Source organism: Mycobacterium sp. P2_H7 (genome assembly GCF_056403275.1).
Genome location: NZ_JBFUFU010000021.1, coordinates 93,946 through 111,580, shown reverse-complemented (window position 1 = coordinate 111,580; position 17,635 = coordinate 93,946). Strand labels below are relative to the sequence as shown.

The 17,635-nt window shown below is 69.7% G+C and carries 12 protein-coding genes and 1 pseudogene; 5 read left to right on the top strand and 8 right to left on the bottom strand.

Annotated elements, in window-relative coordinates; all coding sequences use genetic code 11:
- Positions 1-585 (top strand): annotated as a pseudogene (locus AC1DY7_RS27695) (hypothetical protein); the annotation flags it as partial.
- A 9-nt stretch (positions 586-594) separates the two neighbouring features.
- Here AC1DY7_RS27695 and AC1DY7_RS27690 read toward each other — a convergent pair.
- The gene (locus AC1DY7_RS27690) at positions 595-2,208 is read right to left on the bottom strand and encodes a GMC oxidoreductase (protein ID WP_477496952.1); all 1,614 of its coding nucleotides are present in this window, start codon (positions 2,206-2,208) and stop codon (positions 595-597) included.
- Between the two features lie 135 nt (positions 2,209-2,343).
- Here AC1DY7_RS27690 and AC1DY7_RS27685 point away from each other — a divergent pair, with 135 nt between their 5' ends.
- The 3 genes from AC1DY7_RS27685 to AC1DY7_RS27675 all read left to right on the top strand — a co-directional run bounded on the left by AC1DY7_RS27685 (position 2,344) and on the right by AC1DY7_RS27675 (position 10,064).
- The gene (locus tag AC1DY7_RS27685) at positions 2,344-3,516 is read left to right on the top strand and encodes an alkane 1-monooxygenase (protein WP_477496951.1); all 1,173 of its coding nucleotides are present in this window, start codon (positions 2,344-2,346) and stop codon (positions 3,514-3,516) included.
- Positions 3,517-3,591: 75 nt separating this feature from the next.
- Positions 3,592-6,834 (top strand): arabinosyltransferase domain-containing protein, encoded by a 3,243-nt coding sequence (locus tag AC1DY7_RS27680; protein WP_477496950.1) that lies wholly within the window; start codon positions 3,592-3,594, stop codon positions 6,832-6,834.
- Entirely contained in the window at positions 6,831-10,064 is a 3,234-nt protein-coding gene (locus tag AC1DY7_RS27675; protein WP_477496949.1) for an arabinosyltransferase domain-containing protein, read from the top strand. The genes AC1DY7_RS27680 and AC1DY7_RS27675 overlap by 4 nt, the downstream gene beginning before the upstream one ends.
- Here AC1DY7_RS27675 and AC1DY7_RS27670 read toward each other — a convergent pair.
- A complete protein-coding gene (locus tag AC1DY7_RS27670) occupies positions 10,061-11,263 on the bottom strand; it encodes an ankyrin repeat domain-containing protein (RefSeq protein ID WP_477496948.1) in 1,203 nt (400 codons plus the stop codon). The two genes, AC1DY7_RS27675 and AC1DY7_RS27670, sit on opposite strands and share 4 nt — an antisense overlap.
- Positions 11,264-11,451: 188 nt before the next feature.
- Between AC1DY7_RS27670 and AC1DY7_RS27665 the strand changes: the two genes are divergently transcribed.
- Positions 11,452-12,333 carry an MBL fold metallo-hydrolase gene (locus AC1DY7_RS27665; RefSeq protein WP_477496947.1) on the top strand — a complete coding sequence of 294 codons (882 nt, stop codon included), beginning with the start codon at positions 11,452-11,454 and terminating at the stop codon, positions 12,331-12,333.
- Here AC1DY7_RS27665 and AC1DY7_RS27660 read toward each other — a convergent pair.
- From AC1DY7_RS27660 to AC1DY7_RS27635, 6 genes are all read right to left on the bottom strand, one after another.
- The gene (locus AC1DY7_RS27660) at positions 12,330-13,226 is read right to left on the bottom strand and encodes an SDR family NAD(P)-dependent oxidoreductase (RefSeq protein WP_477496946.1); all 897 of its coding nucleotides are present in this window, start codon (positions 13,224-13,226) and stop codon (positions 12,330-12,332) included. The two genes, AC1DY7_RS27665 and AC1DY7_RS27660, sit on opposite strands and share 4 nt — an antisense overlap.
- Positions 13,223-13,831 carry a TetR/AcrR family transcriptional regulator gene (locus tag AC1DY7_RS27655; protein WP_477496945.1) on the bottom strand — a complete coding sequence of 203 codons (609 nt, stop codon included), beginning with the start codon at positions 13,829-13,831 and terminating at the stop codon, positions 13,223-13,225. The genes AC1DY7_RS27660 and AC1DY7_RS27655 overlap by 4 nt, the downstream gene beginning before the upstream one ends.
- Positions 13,832-13,893: 62 nt before the next feature.
- Positions 13,894-14,319 (bottom strand): RDD family protein, encoded by a 426-nt coding sequence (locus tag AC1DY7_RS27650; RefSeq protein ID WP_477496944.1) that lies wholly within the window; start codon positions 14,317-14,319, stop codon positions 13,894-13,896.
- Positions 14,312-14,767 carry a hypothetical protein gene (locus tag AC1DY7_RS27645; protein WP_477496943.1) on the bottom strand — a complete coding sequence of 152 codons (456 nt, stop codon included), beginning with the start codon at positions 14,765-14,767 and terminating at the stop codon, positions 14,312-14,314. Before AC1DY7_RS27645 ends, AC1DY7_RS27650 begins: the two co-directional genes overlap by 8 nt.
- Positions 14,767-16,158 carry a serine/threonine-protein kinase gene (locus tag AC1DY7_RS27640; protein ID WP_477496942.1) on the bottom strand — a complete coding sequence of 464 codons (1,392 nt, stop codon included), beginning with the start codon at positions 16,156-16,158 and terminating at the stop codon, positions 14,767-14,769. The genes AC1DY7_RS27645 and AC1DY7_RS27640 overlap by 1 nt, the downstream gene beginning before the upstream one ends.
- Before the next feature lie 60 nt (positions 16,159-16,218).
- Positions 16,219-17,634: a phytoene desaturase family protein gene (locus AC1DY7_RS27635; RefSeq protein WP_477496941.1), complete on the bottom strand. Its 1,416-nt coding sequence runs from the start codon at positions 17,632-17,634 to the stop codon at positions 16,219-16,221.
- Position 17,635 lies beyond the last annotated feature (1 nt).

The window sequence follows — 17,635 nt, the reverse complement described above, 5'->3', positions numbered from 1 at the left end:
GCCCCGCCCCCCGCGGCACCGCCCGCACCGCCGCAGTTGCCCCCGCCCGCCGCCGCTCCGGTGGTCCCGGCCGCGGTGACGGTCATCGCGCCACCCGCACCTGCCGCCCCGCCGCCCAACCCGCTGCAGATGCTCGCCGCGGTGGCCGGGCCACAGCTGGCCATGCTGAACCAGGGCCTGCACGGCGGCGCCCTGCCGGGCAGTACGGCACCCGGGGCCAACCCGCTGACCGCACTGGCGCCCGGAGCCCTGCCGCCCAATCCGGCGATGGGCGATCCCGCCCTCAACAACGCGGCCTTCCAGGTGGCGCAGGCCGTGGTTCCGCCTGCGCTGGAGCGCGCCGATCAGCCGATGAATCTTCCGGCCGTGCCGCCGGTCACCGACAAGCCGATCGACCTGCCGCCGCTGCGCGACATGATCGACGGTGTCCGTCCGGACCGCCAGAACGAGGACGCGCATTTCGGGGTCAACGTGCCCAAACCGGACACCCCGTACTACCAGCCGCCGGGCGCGGCGGCGGGTGAAACCCCGGCGCCGGCACCCGTGGACGCACCGGCCCCGCCGCTGCCCGCCGAAGCTCCCTAGCCGGGTGACCTAGTGGCGGCCCGCCAGGACCGCCTCGATGTTGCGTTCGGCCAGTGCCGTGATCGACATGTACGGGTTGCAGCCGATATAGCCGGGGATCAGGGACGCGTCGTTGACGTAGAGGTTGTCGTACCCGTTGACCCTGCCGAACGCGTCGGTGGCCTTGCCGCGCACGCATCCCCCCAGCGGGTGAACGGTGTTGGGCGCGAACGCCTGTCCCGAGAACAGGTCATCGCGATAGTCGACGCCGTTGGCCTGGGTCAGCTTGTCGAAGACGATCTTGGCCCGTTCGATCAGGTGGTCGGTATGACTCTGCGGCCAGTCGATCGTGATCGAATCCGACGCCTTGTCGAAGGTGATGTCGGAGCGGTCGCCGGTCTTGACCATCACGTAGTACCCCAGCGCATTCGTCTCCACCGGGAGCGGCAGCGAGAACATGCTGGCGTACACCGGGTTCTCCGGGTCGTCGCGGCCGTCCAGGTTGATCATGCCCAGCAGCGACTGCTTGGTGCCCACCGGATCGGTGTCCTTGGTGTTGTGCGCGACCATCACGTCGCCGTTGTTGCCATAGCCGCGGCCGATCTCGTCGGACAGATCGGCCAGCGCACCGGTCTCGCGGGCCCGCAGCAGCAGTTGGTTGGTGCCCAACACGCCCGCCGCGAGATGCAGTTGATCACAACCGAATTCGTCGCGTGACTGCTCGGCGCCCCATCGGTCGATGCGCCGGGTGGACACCACGTACTCGCCGGATTGCTCCCGGCGGATCCCGGTGACCTCGGTCAGCGGTTGCAGCGTCACCTTCCCGGTCTTGACCGCCTCGGCGATGTAGGTCACATCGACGCTGCCGTCGCGGCCGTAGTTGTTGCCGAACTGGCACTCCCAATCCAGAGCCGACAACGGCACCTCACCGTTGGCCTCACGCACCATGTAGTCGAACGAATACGCACTGCCGTTGTAGTCGACCTTGTAGCCGGCGGTCTCGGCGTACATGCGGCCCACCCTGGCGTACTGGAAGTACGGGGTCTGCTCGAACCAGTCCATGTTCCGGTAGCTGATCCGCAGCGCCGTCTTGGCCCGTTCGACATAGGTGCCGAGGAACTCGGCGGGATCGATGTCGGGGAAGGCCGCGCGCACCTGATCCGCGGTCGGGACGGCCGCGATGGCGGCGTTCACCATCGAGCCACCACCCACCCCCACACCGCGGAACACGTTGTGGGCGCCGTGGGTGTCCTTCTCACAGATGCCGGCCTGCTTGGGCTGGGCACCGGGGTTCTGCGCGGCGACCGCGTCGATGGACACCCCCCGGAACGACGTCACGATGCTGGGCGGGACATCGGCGAACCAGCCCGCGCGGTGGTCTGCGGGCAACATCTTGGTGAAACGTTTGCCGTCCGCGTCGGGGGTGTCCCACAGCCTGCCCCGCTCCAGCACCAGGGTCTCGACACCGGCCTGTCCCAGCCGCAACGCACTGACCCCTCCGCCGTACCCGCTGCCGATGACGATCGCGCGGTAATGCTTGCGCGTTTCGGGACGATGTTCGGGACGGGAGAGGAGGTACGCACCGGCACCGGCACCACCGAGGGCGATACCGGTGGCAGCGCCGAGAAATTTACGTCTCGTCAACTTATTCTGCGGTAGTGTCACACACGCCCTCTCAGCAAATACGTTCCTGGACGTCGTCCGCCTTTGCGTTGCGTCAGATTCCAGGTTAAATAGTCTCTACAGCAAACAGCTCGAACCGACCGGCAAGGACTTTACGTGGCAGATCAAGAGGGCCTCCGCGCGCCGACATGGCGTGACGCGAAGCGATACCTCTGGTTGCTCGGTGCCATTGTTCCCGGCCTGGTTCCCTTTGCGTGGCTACTGGTCAAGCTGACCGGACAGGAAATTTTCTGGTGGGTGGGTCCGCTCATGGCCTTCATCATCATCCCTGTCGTCGATCACCTGGTGGGAAGCGACGATTCCCGCGCGTCTGAGAAAACCCTGGAGTGGCTCGAGGACGACGCCTTCTACCGCTGGGTGACTTACCTCTATCTGCCCAACCAATATCTGTCGCTGGTGTTCGCCTGCTGGCTGTGGAGCGGCGGCGGCTGGGTCACCATGCACGCCGCGGACAAGGCCGCCCTGATGCTCACCGTCGGGATCGTGGGCGGCATCTCGATCAATGCCGCACACGAGCTCGGCCACCGCCGGGCAAATGCCGAACGCCGCCTGTGCAAGCTCGCGCTGGCGCAGACGGGTTACGGCCACTTCTTCGTGGAGCACAACCGCGGCCACCACGTCCGGGTCGCGACGGTCGAGGATCCGGCCAGCGCCCGCCTCGGGGAGGCGCTCTGCCACTTCATCCCCCGCTCGGTGGTGGGCGGCGTGCGGTCGGCATGGAACCTGGAGAGCGAGCGGCTGGGCCGGGCCGGGACCTCCAAATGGAGCCTGCGCTGGTTCCTTCAGAACGAGGTCATCAACGCCTGGCTCCTGGGCGCCGGCCTGTTCATCGGGCTCAACGTGTGGTTCGGCATCGTCGTCACACCCTGGCTGATCGGCCAGGCCGTCATCGGGGTGTGCCTGCTGGAGTCGGTGAACTATCTGGAGCACTACGGCCTGCGCCGCCAGCGGCTGGCCAGCGGCCGGTATGAGCGGGTCGGGCCGCAGCACTCCTGGAACAGCGACACACTGATCGCCAACGTCTTCCTGTTCCACCTGCAGCGCCACTCCGACCACCACTCGAACCCGCAGCGCCGCTACCAGACCCTGCGGCCGTCCGATCAGGCACCGCAGCTGCCCTACGGGTACGGCACGATGCTGGTGCTGGCCTGGTGCACGCCGCTGTGGCGGCGGACCATGGATCACCGGGTGCTGGCCCACTACGGCGGCGACGCCGCTCTGGCGGCGCTCGGTCCCGTCCGTCCGCGTTCCACCGCCGGGCGCACGTAGAGCACGCACAAAACTCGGGCACCGTCGCGGGTCGCCGGGCGGCACCCATAGTTACGTCGCCTACTCTCGAGCATCGTGCCCGCCAGGACTGCCCGACTCGTAGCCATCATCGCGGGCATCGTCGGCCTGCTGCTGTGTGCGCTGACCCCGCTACTTCCGGTCAAACAGACCACCGCCACCATCACCTGGCCCCAAGCCCCCACCGCTGACGGATTCGTCGGAAACCTGACGGCGCCGCTGGTCTCCGGGGCGCCGCTGGCCCTCGATGTGTCCATCCCCTGCCAGGCCGTCGCCACCCTGCCGGCCTCCGGTGGGCTGGTGTTCTCCACGATTCCGCCCGGCGGTATCGACGCCACCCGTAACGGGCTGTTCGCCCGGGCCACCACCGACACCGTCTTCGTCGCCTTCCGCGATGCCGTCACCGCCGTCGCGCCGCGCGCCGCCGTCAACTCGGGCGCCTGCAGCACGCTGCACATCTGGGCCAACGGCGGTGGCGTCGGCGCCGACTTCGTCGGGATCCCCGGCGCGGCGGGCACCGCGGCCATCGAGAAGAAACCGCAGGTCGCCGGGATCTACACCGACCTCAAGATCGTTGCCCAAGCCGGGCTGAGCGCCCGGGTGGACATCGACACCCGCTTCATCTCCAGACCGACCGCACTCAAGGCCGCCGTCATGGGCCTCGGCGTGCTGAGCGTGCTGATCTCGATCGGGGCGTTGGCGGTGCTGGACCGCCGCACCAGCCACCGCATCGAGCGCGCGTGGCGACGGTTCTGGCGGGTCCGCCCCGCCACCTGGATCGCCGATATCGCGGTCATCGGCGGGCTGCTGGTGTGGCACGTGATCGGCGCGATCTCCTCCGACGACGGCTACAACCTGACCATGGCCCGGGTGTCCGGCGAGGCCGGCTACGTCGCCAACTACTACCGCTACTTCGGCGCCTCGGAAGCCCCGTTCGACTGGTATCAGTCGGTGCTCAGCCACCTCGCCGCGATCAGCACGGCCGGCGTGTGGATGCGCCTGCCCGCGCTGTTGGCAGGCATCGGCACCTGGATCCTGTTGTCCCGCTGGCTGATCCCGCGGCTGGGCCGCAAGCTGGCGGTCAACCGGATCGCCGTCTGGACGTCTGCTGCGGTGTTCCTGGCGGCGTGGTTCCCCTTCAACAACGGTCTGCGGCCCGAACCGCTGATCGCCTTCGGTGTGCTGGCGGCGTGGGCACTCGCCGAATTCACCATCGCGTCGCGCCGGCTGTGGCCCGCGGCTGCGGCCGTCGTGGTCGCGGTGTTCACCGTGACGCTGGCACCGCAGGGCATCCTGGTGCTGGCCCCGCTGCTGGTCGGGTCCCGGGCCGTGATCAGCGTGATCCGGGACCGGCGCGCGGTGCTGCCCGCGCTGGCCGCATTCGCCGCCGCGGCGTCGCTGCTGGCGGTCGTGGTGTTCCGCAGTCAGACGCTGGCGGGTGTCGCCGAGGCTGTGCGGATCAAGTACACCGTCGGCCCCACGATCTCCTGGTATCAGGAGTTCCTGCGCTACTACTTCCTGACGGTGGAGGACAGCACCGACGGTTCCCTGACCCGCCGGTTCTCCGTGCTGGTGCTGCTGCTGTGCCTGTTCGGCATGATCGCCGTGCTGCTGCGCAAGGGCCGGATCGCCGGTCTGGCGAGCGGACCGACGTGGCGGCTGATCGGCATCGCGGGGGTGGGTCTGCTGCTGCTGACCTTCACGCCGACCAAGTGGGCGGTGCAGTTCGGTGCGTTCGCCGGGATCTCCGGTGCGTTCGGCGCGGTGACCGCCTTCACGTTCGCGCGGGTGGGCCTGCACAGCCGGCGGAACCTGGCGCTGTATGTGACCGCGCTGCTGTTCGTGCTGGCCTGGGCGACCTCGGGGATCAACGGCTGGTTCTACACCGGCAACTACGGGGTGCCCTGGTTCGACCGGCAGCCGGTGTTGGCCGGGGCGCCCGTCACGTCCATGTTCCTGGCGCTGGCCATCATCACCGCGGTGCTCGCCGGCTGGCTGCACTTCCGCATCGACTACGCCGGGCACACCGAGGTGGCCAACACCGGCCGCAACCGCGCCCTGGCCTCGACGCCCCTGCTGATCGTCGCCGTCATCATGGTGGTGCTCGAAGCCGGTTCCATGGCAAAGGGTTTCGTGCAGCGCTACCCGGCCTACACCACCGCGTCGGCGAATCTGGGCGCGCTGCGCTCCGGACTGTCGGGCACCAGCTGTGCGATGGCCGACGACGTCCTCGTCGAGGCCGACCCGAATGCCGGTTCGCTGCAACCGGTTCCGGGCCAGACCTACGGCCAGTACGGTCCGCTGGGCGGCGAGAACCCGGTCGGGTTCACCCCCAACGGCATCAGCGACACCCTGGAACCGCCCAAACCCGTGGTCGCCAACCCGGGCACGGTGAACTCCGACGGTTCCCCCAACAAGCCCAACGTCGGCATCGCGTACGCCGCGGGCACCGGCGGCGGCTACGGCCCCGTCGGGGTGAACGGCTCGAATGTGTTCCTGCCGTTCGGACTCGACCCCGCGCGCACCCCCGTGATGGGCAGCTACAAGGAGAACACGACCGCCGCCAAGGCCACCTCATCCTGGTACCAGCTGCCGCCCCGCAGCGCCGATCGCCCCCTGGTGACCGTCGCCGCGGCCGGCGCCATCTGGTACTACGACGAGGAAGGCGAGTTCCACTACGGCCAGTCGCTGAAACTGCAGTGGGGCGTGCACCGTCCCGACGGCAGCTACCAGGCGCTGGACTCGGTGCAGCCGATCGACGTCTTCGCCCAATTCGCTTGGCGTAACCTGCGGTTCCCGCTTGCATGGGCGCCGCCGGAGGCCAATGTGGCACGGTTGGTGGCCGACGACCCGAACCTCTCGGACGACCAGTGGTTCGGCTTCACCCCGCCGCGGGTGCCCCAGTTGCAGACCGCGCAACAGTTCCTCGGTTCGCAGACCCCGGTGATGCTGGACATCGCCACCGCCGCGAACTTCCCGTGCCAGCGGCCGTTCGCCGAACACCTCGGCGTCGCCGAGCTTCCGCAGTACCGCATCCTGCCCAACGTCAAACAAGTGGTGGTGTCGTCGAACATGTGGCAGTCCGCCCAGAAGGGTGGCCCCTTCCTGTTCATCCAGGCGCTGTTGCGCACGTCGACCATCCCGACGTACCTGCGCAACGACTGGTATCGGGACTGGGGTTCGCTGGAGCGCTACAACCCGGTGGTGCCGCCGGCCCAGGCGCCGGTCGCCCACGTCGACGAGGGCACCCAACGGGTGTTCGGCTGGAGTAGGTCCGGACCGATCAGGGCGCTCCCATGAAAGAAGACATGAAGATCACCCGCTGGGTGGCGATCATCGCCGGGCTCATCGGCTTCCTGTGTGCGGTGGCCACCCCGCTGCTGCCGGTGGTGCAGACCACGGCGACGCTGAACTGGCCGCAGGCGGGCCAGCTGAACAGCGTCACCGCCCCGCTGATCACCCAGACCCCGGTCCAGCTGACGGCGACGGTGCCGTGTGACGTGATCCGGTCGGTGCCGCCGGCCGGGGCGCTGGTGCTGGGCACCGCCCCCAAGTCAGGTAAGCAGGCCGCGCTCAACGCGTTGTTCGTCAACGTCAGCGCCTCCCGCGTCGACATCACCGACCGCAATGTGGTGATCGCCAGCGTCCCGCGCGCGAAAGCCGCTGCGTGCCAGCGCATCGAGATCACCTCGTCCGCGGACGGCACGTTCGCGACCTTTGTCGGGGTGGCTGGTGCCGGCGGGCAGGGGGCACCTCCCGCTAGCGGGGGAGAGCGCAGCGACTCGGGGAGTGTCACAGACGGGAAGGACCTGCGCAGCGGGTTCCCGGACCCGAACCTGCGCCCGACGATCGTCGGGGTGTTCACCGACCTGACCGGACCTGCACCGCAGGGGCTTTCGCTGTCGGCGACCATCGACACCCGGTTCACCACCAAACCCACCGCACTCAAGCTCGCCGCGATCCTGCTGGGCATCGTGGCCACCGTGGTGGCGCTGTTCGCGTTGTGGCGGCTGGACCAGACCGACGGTCGCCGTATGCAGCGGATCATCCCGACCCGCTGGCGCACGGTGACACCGGTGGACGGTGTCGTGGTCGGTGGGTTCCTGCTGTGGCATGTGATCGGCGCCAACTCGTCCGACGACGGCTACATCCTGCAGATGGCCCGCGTCGCCGACCACGCCGGCTACATGTCGAACTACTTCCGCTGGTTCGGCAGCCCGGAGGACCCGTTCGGCTGGTTCTACAACCTGCTCGCCCTGATGACCCACATCAGCGACGCCAGCATCTGGATGCGGTTGCCGGACCTGCTGTGCGCCTTGGTGTGCTGGCTGCTGCTCTCACGTGAGGTGCTGCCCCGGCTGGGGCCCGCCGTCATCGCGAGCAGGCCCGCGCTGTGGGCTGCGGGTTTCGTGCTGATGGGCGCATGGATGCCGTTCAACAACGGTCTGCGCCCGGAGGGCCAGATCGCCACCGGCGCCCTGATCACCTACGTGCTGATCGAACGGGCCGTCATCTCCGGCCGGCTCACGCCTGCGGCGATGGCGATCATCTCGGCCGCGTTCACCCTCGGCATCCAGCCGACCGGGCTGATCGCGGTGGCCGCCCTGCTGGCCGGTGGCCGCCCAGTACTGCGCATCCTGGTGCGGCGTCGCCGCCAGGTCGGGCTGTGGCCGCTGATCCTGCCACTGTTGGCTGCGGGCACGGTGATCCTGTGCGTCGTGTTCGCCGATCAGACGCTGGCAACGGTGTTGGAGGCCACCAGGATTCGCACCGCCATCGGGCCCAGCCAGGAGTGGTACACCGAGAACCTGCGCTACTACTACCTGATCCTGCCGACGGTGGACGGTTCGGTCTCGCGCCGGTTCGGCTTCATGATCACGGCGCTGAGCCTGTTCGCCTCGATGTTCATCATGTTGCGCCGCAAGCGGATTCCCGGGGTTGCCCGCGGCCCGGTGTGGCGGCTGATGGGCATCATCTTCGCGACCGTGTTCTGCCTGATGTTCACCCCCACCAAGTGGGTCCACCACTTCGGCCTGTTCGCCGCGGTGGGCGCGGCCATGGCGGCGGTGGTGACGGTGCTCGCCTCGCGCGTGGTGCTGCGTTCGGCGCGCAACCGGATGGCGTTCGCGGCGGCCGTGCTGTTCGTGCTGGCGCTGTGCTTCGCCACCACCAACGGATGGTGGTACGTGTCCAGCTACGGGGTGCCGTTCAACAACGACAAACCCGCGATCGGTGGGATCACCGTCAGCGCGATCTTCTTCGCGCTGTTCCTGATTGCCGCGGTGTGGGCGTTCTGGCTGCACCTGGCGCCCCGCGACCGTCCCGAGAGCCGGGTGGTGCGGTGGGTGACGGCCGCGCCCGTGCCGATCGCGGCCGGCTTCATGGTGACCGTGTTCGTGGCGTCCATGCTGTTCGGTGTGGTGCGCCAGCACGGCACCTATACGAATGCGTCGTCGAACGTCGAGGCGCTCGCGGGCGGCTGCGGGCTGGCCGACAGCGTGCTGGTCGAGCCGGATCCCAACGAGGGTTTCCTGACCGCGTTACCGGGTGACTACGGCCCGCTGGGCCCGCTGGGCGGCGTCAAGCCGGTCGGCTTCGCGCCCAACGGCGTACCGGATCACATTGTCGCCGAGGCGATCCGGCTGTCCCTGCCGATGCCGGGCACCGACTACGACTGGGATGCGGCGGTGAAGCTGAAGGTCCCCGGGATCAACGGCTCGACCGTGCCCCTGCCCTACAGCCTGGACCCGACCAAGGTGCCGCTGGCAGGCAGCTTCGCCGAGGGTCCGTCGCAGCAGGAGGCCCGGTTGGCCTCAGCCTGGTACCAGCTGCCGCCGCGGGATGCCGCGCATCCGCTGGTGGTCGTCACCGCGGCCGGCACCATCACCGGCAACAGCATCTTCAACGGCCTCACCCAGGGCCAGCCCGTGCAGCTCGAGTACGGCAAGCCCGGGGCCGACGGCGCTCCGGTGGCCGCGGGACGGCTGACGCCGTATGACATCGGCCCACTGCCGTCGTGGCGCAACCTGCGGTATGACCGCGACCAGATCCCGGCCGACGCCACGTTCGTTCGTGTGGTGGCCGAGGACAAGTCGCTGTCCCAGGGTGACTGGGTGGCCATCACCCCGCCGCGGGTGCCGCAGATGAAGACGATCCAGGAGTACATCGGGTCCCAACAGCCCGTGCTGCTGGACTGGGCCGTCGGCCTGGCGTTCCCGTGCCAGCAGCCGATGCTGCACGCCAACGGTGTCACCGACGTGCCCAAGTACCGCATCACGCCGGACTACAACGCCAAGCAGAAGGACACCGACACCTGGCAGGACGGCATCAACGGCGGCCTACTCGGGATCAGTGACCTGCTGCTGCGGGCGCACCTGATGGCGACGTACCTGAACAAGGACTGGGGCCGGGACTGGGGATCGCTGCGCCAGTTCCAGACCATCGTCGATGCGGCGCCCGCCGAGATCGAGCTGGGCACCGCGACGCACTCCGGGCTGTACTCGCCGGGGCGGATCCGGATCGAGGCCTAGCCGCTCCCTACGCCGCGCAGCAGGTCGGCGGCTTCGCTCTGGTAGGCGTGCTCGGCCCAGCCCAGCGGTGTGGCACCGAACCGAGCGTCGGTGACACCCGGGTCGGCGCCCGCCGCCAGCAGCCGCGCGATGAGCGCCAGGTCGCCGTCCCACGCCGCGTGGTGCAGTGGGGTGGCGCCGTCGTCATCATGCAGGTTGGGGTCGGCGGGAAACGTGACGGGGCGCAGGCGCGCGGCGGAGGTGTCGACGCCGTGGCGGGCGAGGAGCGCCAGCCGGTCGGCGAAGCCGTGCTCGGCCGCCCAGTGCACCTGGCGCTGCCACATCTGGGCCCGCGTTTCCATCGCCTCACCGAGGCGGCGCTCCCAGGGACTCGGCGCGGCATCGGCCAGGCCGTGGGCGAAGAGCAGCCGCAGGTGCCCGTCGTCGGCACGAAACATCCTGTTGTACAACGTCTGCTGGTCGGCCGGGTGCGCTCCGCGCTCCAGCAGCAGGGTGGCCAGTTCGTCGGCCTGCGGGTGCCGCGGCTGTCTGCGGGCACCCTGTTCGCCCTCCCCGAACACCCCGGTGAGCACCGTGAACGGGGTGGACATCCCGCGCCACAGATAGCCGCCGTCGGGATCGGCGCCGGCGTCGAGCAGGAGGCGGGCGGCCGCCACCGCGGCTCCGGGAACCCGGCTGTAGGCCAGGTACATCAACGGCGACCAGCCGTACGGGCCACCTTTGGCATCCGGGGCGCCGGTACGCAGGTGATACCGCAGCGCGTCGGGATCGGCGGCCGCGGCGGCGGCCCAGATGTGCCCGCCCACCAGGTCGGGTTGCCCGGTCAGCAGTTCGGCAGCGGCCTGCCATCGCGGTGGGGCGTCAGCGCCGTCGTAGCGCAGTGCGGCCATGGCGCAGAACAGATCCGGCAGGGGCAGCGCGTCCTCGTCGACGGAACCGGGATCGACGCTCAGGCCGGCGGCGAGCTGCAGATACCGCACCAGCGCGGGCCAGCCGCTGAAGCCGTGGCCGCGCGCCACCGTCAGCTGGGCATCGTGCAGAGCGAAATCGGTTCGCGCCAGGGCGATCTCAGCCCGCAGATGGTGGCGTACGACCGTCGCCCGGGCATCGGCGTCGCCGGCGCGCACCGCCCGTTGCAGGGTTCGCGCATCGACACGGATCCGGTCGAGCGATGGGTTGTCGGGCAGTGTGCTGGCCATGACGGCCTCCTCTCGCAAGCCCGGTGTCCGCGAAGTCGGGCCGAGAAGAGGTCGGTCACCGCCGGCTGAGCCGGCAATTCAGCCGGCGTCAGGAACTGCTGCAGGAGGGCTGAGCCCCTTCGAGCGGACGTCGGGCGTTCCTGCGCGCCTGCCCAGCAACCTACCCGACCTCGCCGTACCGTCAAGCCATGCCCGATCACATCCGCCTCGGGACCGCCGTCCTCACCCGTGTGGTGGAGACGATGTTCGACCCGCCCGCCGCGGTCTTCACCCACACTCCGGCCGAGGCGTGGCGCGAGCACGCCGACCTCTTGGTGCCGACGTTCTACCGGCCGGACGCCGAGCGCTGGCGCGTCGTCGTGCAGTCCTGGGTGATCGATGTCGACGGCCTGCGGATACTGATCGACACCGGCGTCGGTAACGGCCGACGGCGCGCCGTGCCGGTCCTCGATGACCTGGACACCGATTTCCCCGCAGCGCTGGCGCGGGCGGGTGTGCCGCCCGAGAGCGTGGATGTGGTGGTCAACACTCATCTGCACAGCGACCATGTCGGGTGGAACACCCACCGCAGTGGCGACGCGTGGGCGCCGTTCTTCCCCAACGCGCGATACCTGTTGCCGGAGGCCGACTTCCGGCACTTCGAACCGGGTGGCGCGGGCGCCGACGCGGCCGCGGCCATCGTGTTCGACGACAGTGTCGCCCCGGTATATGCCGCCGGGCAGGTCGAATTGTTCTCCGGTGACCATCAATTGAGCGCGTCGGTATGGCTGCGGCCGGCCGCCGGCCATACGCCGGGTTCGTCGGTGGTGTGGCTGGACGCGGACAGAACTGCGGTGTTCGTCGGCGATCTGACCCACTGCCCCATTCAGATCCCGCGGCCCGCGGACCCCTGTGCCTTCGACGTCGACGGACCCGCCGCGGTCGCCAGCCGCAAACGCATCTTCACCGAGGCCGCGCGGCGGCGGGCGTCGGTGATCCCGGCGCACTACCCGGGCCACGGCGGCGCGACCATCGTCGCCCGCGGGGATGCGTTCATGGTCGACTCCTGGCTGGACCTCGACCCGATCTAGGGCGCCACCAGTTGCGCGCTGGTATCCCACAGGTCGAGGGCCTTGGCTGCGTCGTAGGAGTCCGCCGACGACCGGATGCGTTTGGTGCCCTCGAAGTACTCACCGGTGACGCCGTCGAACGCCGGGTCCACGGCAAGCGCGGCCAGATTCCGGCCCGACGTCGCGACGCTGTTGACGTTGGGGAGCAGTCGCAGCACCGGGGACACCACGCTCCAGACGACCTTTTGCGCCGGCGTGTAGTCACGGGAGAGGCCCGACGTCGGCATCAGGCCGGGGTCGAAGGCCGTCACGGTGATGCCGCGGGCGCCGTGCCCGAGCCTGCGGTCGAGTTCGTAGGCGAACAGCATGTTGCACAGCTTGGACGTGGTGTACCTGCGCCTGCCGTCGGCGGGGGCGCCGGCGGGCGGGTGCGCCAGCTCCCGCGCCGACGTGTAGGCGGGGTGCGGCATGCCGGTGAACTTCTTCGGATCGTGGGTGCCGCTGGCAACCACGACCACCCGGGCTGGCGTGGCCAGGTGTTCGATTAGCCCGTCGATGAGTGCGAAATGGCCGAGATGGTTGACGCCGAAGGTCATTTCGACGCCGTCGGCCGTCTTGTGCAGGCCGGAGACCATCTGCAGGCCGGCGTTGCAGACCACCGCGTGCAGCGGCGGAAGGCCGGCCGCCGCGTAGGCGGCAGGGAAGGCAAGTACAGACTGCAGCGACGCAAGGTCGCACGGGAGCACGGTGCACCGGTCCGGTGACCCGAGGTCGGCGACGGCGGCGGCACCCTTCCTCGCGTCACGCACGGCCAGCACGACATGGGCCGACGGGTCGGTTTCCAGGATGGCCCGGGCGCACTCGAGGCCGAGGCCCGCGTTGGCTCCGGTGATGACGACGGATCGCGTGTTCACTTCTCCTCCAACAGGATCGGGATCAGGGCTTGGACCGCTTGGACCATCCGGGTATACATCCGGTCCACATCGGTCGAATCGGGTTCGAGGTGCACGGCGAAGAACACCCCGTCGGACAAAGCGGTGGCCAAACCGGCCAGCTCGGCGACCACGCGTTCGGCCCGGTCCGGGTCGACGCCATCGGGAAGTAGCGCAGCAATGATGCCGCGGAAGTCCGCGATGGCCTGGTCGCGGACCCGCCGGACGGCCGCCCCGACGGCGGGATCATCGGTGCGCTCCAGCGACAGGATGTAGGTCAGGCGCAGGAACTCCGGGTGCTGGGCATGCAGTCGCACGGCAGCGGCGCGTTGACTCTCGACATCCTGGTCGCGCGGAATCTGCGCGAAGAAGCGATCGGCGCCGCGTTCCATGACCGCGGCCAGCACGCCTTCCTTGGAACCGAAATGCCAGTAGATGGAACTGGCGGGCAGCCCGCACTCCTTGCGGATGTGGCTGATCGAGGTGGCCGCGTAGCCCTGGCCTGCCATCAGCCGTTCGGCCGCGTCGAGAATCTGTTCGCGGGAGTTCTCACCCTGCTGCTGACGCCTGGTCTGCGGTGCGGTCACCGGTACTCCATGTCTGTACGGATCGTTACAGACACGGTAGCACGGGTGCGGTCCGTCCGGGACTACTGCCGCGTGTAGACGACCCGGGTGCCGAAGGCGATGTCCTGCAACGATCTCCGGCGCCGGTCGACGGCCGCCCACAGCAGCCCGACCGGGAGCAGCACGTACGCCACCGCCCGGAGCAACGCCACCGCGGGCGATACCCGCCCTCCGCGCCGGCCCGTCACCCGCAAACCCATGGTCACCGATCCGACCGTGCAGCCCGATACCGCCCAGCACGCGGTGAGGTAGCCGACCGCGACGACGAACAGCACGGCGGTGGAGAAGATCGCGCTCGTGGTCGGCACCCGGAATGCGGTGGGGTGGAACATCAACCGGCTCAACAGCAGACCGAGGTAGATCGCGGCCAGCACGATCCCGACGATCACCAGGTCGATCACCGCGGCGACCCCGCGGCTGACGACACCGGCGGCGCGGACGTCACTCACGCTCACGCCCCAGCAGGCGGTCGACAAAACCCGATACCAGGTCGTCGGCCCGTTCGCCCTGGCTGCGAACGTCGGTCATCACCTCGGCGGTGACGGACTCGGTGGACTGCCGGATGATCGCCTGCAGGTCGATCCCGTCCACCACCTCGTTCGCCAAGCCGACCAGATCGACCCGCGTGCGCACGAGCTCGTTGAGGTCCAGTTCGTCGAGCACCCGTTCCACGATCTGCACCGCGATGGTCGCGACCGCCGCCTTGACCGGTTCCATGGCGCGTTCGCCGCGGGCGGCCAGTTGGGTGCGGGTGTGGTGCAGCAGACCCCCGAGGACGGGCAACCGTTCGGCTCCGCGGTAGACGGCGACGGCGCCACCGACCGCCGTGGCGGCTATCCCGGCGGCAAGGTCGACCGGGGCCGACGACCGGGGTTCCCGGGGTCCGTCAGTGGGCATCACGCTCGGCCGTTGCCGCGCATGATGTCCTCCAGGCAGCGCAGCCGCGTCTGGTGCGTCTGGTCGACACACACCTGCACCGGTCCCTCGGTCTCGGGGGCGTAGGTGGGCTCGCCCTCGGCGGGGGTGGCGCTGGGCGCTGTGACCTGCTCCGTCAACGACCAGATGGTGGAGGCGGCATTCGGCAGCTGGGCGCAGTACGCGGGCGCACCGGACTCCGCGACGCCGGCGGCCCCCAGGGTGGCGCAGGTGGCTCCGACGACCACGACGGGGATGGCCGGGGCGACGGCGGGCGACGGTACCGGCGGTGGTGGTGGCGGTGGCGCGGCCGTCGGGGTGGCGGACTTCGGCTGGGCGGACGTGGCGGGGGTGCCGCTCGTGCCGCTGAACGCACCGAAGGCGAACGCCACCGCCGCCGCGACCACCGCGACGAGGACCAGCGCCGCGGCAGGGACCAGCAGCCGGGACCGCGGTTTCGCCGGGACCGGGTGCACCTTGGCATGTCGCGGCCCGGACGTGGACATCGCCAGCATGGTGGCGTCGGATCCGGCACTGCCGAGGCGGTGTTCGAGGGCGCGGGCGAAGTCCACGCACTTGCCGTACCGCTCGGTCGGGTTCTTGGCCAGCGCCCGCTCGAAAACCGGCCCCAGACCGGACAATTCCGGCCGGCGGTCCCCGATGGGTGGCGGAGTGGCGGTCAGGTGCGCGCTGATCACCACCGCCGGGTTCGAATGCTGGAACGGGGGCGCCCCGGTGAGCAACTGATAGGCGGTGGACGCCAGCGCGTACTGGTCGGCGCGGCCGTCGATCTCGGCGCCGGTCAGCTGCTCGGGCGCCGCATATGCCACCGTCCCGACGGTCATGTTGGTGCCGGTGAGATTGCTGGTCTCACCGGTGCGACGGGCAATGCCGAAGTCCGCCAACAGGACCCGCTCATCCGGGGTGTCCGGATTGGCGATCAGGATGTTGGCCGGCTTGACGTCGCGGTGCAGCAGTCCCTTCTGGTGCGCGTAGTCGAGCGCCTCGGCGACGCCCGCGATGACGCGCACCACGTCGTCGGCGGGCATGCCGTTCGGGTAGCGCTCGCACAGCAGCGCGCCGGCGTCGGTGCCTTCGACGTAGTCCATGGCGATCCACAACTGGCCGTCGACGTCACCGCGGTCGTGGACCTCCACGATGTGCGGGTGCCACAGGGTGGCCGCGATGTCGGCCTCGCGCTCGAAGCGCTGCCGGTATTCCGGGTCGGCGCACACGGTGGCGCCGAGCACCTTGAGCGCGTCGCGGCGCGGTAACCGCGGGTGCTGCGCCAGGTAGACCTCGCCCATCCCGCCCGCACCGAGCGACCGCACGACGGTGTACCCGGCGATCACCTGGCCTTCCTCGAGCGGCATGGGCGAAGTGTAATGGCCGATCAGAGCTGGTGTGCCGCATCTCGGAGTGCGGTCGGAGTTTCAGCGCCGAAGGTAGGCGAGGGCGTCGGCCGCCGCGTTCGCCCCGCACATCCCGTGCGCGCCGGGCCCGGGAGGGGTGGCGGCCGAGCACAGGTACATGCCGGGAGTGCCGAGCCGGTAGGGGTGCAGGGTGGTCCGCGGCCCGAACACCAGTTGACGGACGTCCATTGCCCCGGTGTTGATGTCGCCGCCGACGAAGTTGGGGTTGTCCACCGACAGTTCGGTGGTCGAGCGGACGGCCATGCCGACCACGCGGTCACGGAAGCCGGGCGCGAACCGCTCGAGCTGCCCGATGACGGCCTCGGTGGCGTCACCGGTGAACCCGTGCGGCACATGGGCGTACGCGTACACCGGGTGGATGTCGCCCACCGAGCGGCCGGGGTCGGCGAGGTACTGCTGACCGACGATCAGGAACGGGCGTTCGGGCATCCGGCCCGCCTGGATCTGTCGCTCGGTGGCCGCAATCTCCCCGAACTCGCCGCCCAGGTGCACGGTTCCGGCCCGGCGCGCCGCCGCATTTGTCCACGGCACGCCGCCCTGCACCGCGAAGTCGACCTTGAAAGCTCCTGGGCCGTATCGGAATCGCCGGAATGCCCGGCCGATCCGGCGGGGCAACCGGTCGCCGAGGATATCGGCGACGGCTGTCGGCGCCAGGTCGAAGAGCACCACGTCGGCGGTGGGCAGTTGCTCCGCCGAGGTGATCTCGACCCCGGTCACCACCTTGCCGCCGTGCTCGGACAGCGACGCGGCGAGCGCATCGGTGATCGACTGCGAGCCGCCCTCGGCGACCCCCCAGCCGTGCCGGTGCCCGGCGGTGAGGATGCCGAGCCCGATCGCCGACGTCAGCGGGTGGTGCAGGGGCCGGAAGGCGTGTGCGGCCACGCCACCGAACAGCGCGGCAGCCTCCGGGGTACGGAAGACCCTCGTCAGCGCCGCGGCGGGCAGAACCGTGGGAATGCCGAAACGGGCAAGGGCCAGCGGATGTTTCGGCACATGCAGCAGCGGCCCCATGATGTCCTGCGACAACAAGTCGAAGCGGGAGACCGGACGGGCGAACAATGCCCGCCACCGCGCACCGTCGGGGCCCAGCGCGGCGGCGGTGTCCGTGACGCTGCGGTGCAACAACCCGGCACGACCGCCGTCCAGCGGGTGTGCGCAGTCGATTTCCGGGTGGCGCCACCGCAATCCGTGCTTCGCCAGGTCCAGTCCACCGAGGAACTCGGACCCGACGGCCATCGGGTGGATGGCGGCGCAGTGATCGTGCACCAGACCCGGCACGATCGCTTCCCCCGAGCGCACCCCGCCGCCCACCTCGTCGGCGGCCTCGAGCACCGTCACCTCGACACCGGCGCGGGCCAGCGTGATGGCGGCGGCCAGCCCGTTGGGGCCACCGCCCACCACCACCGCGTTCGCCATC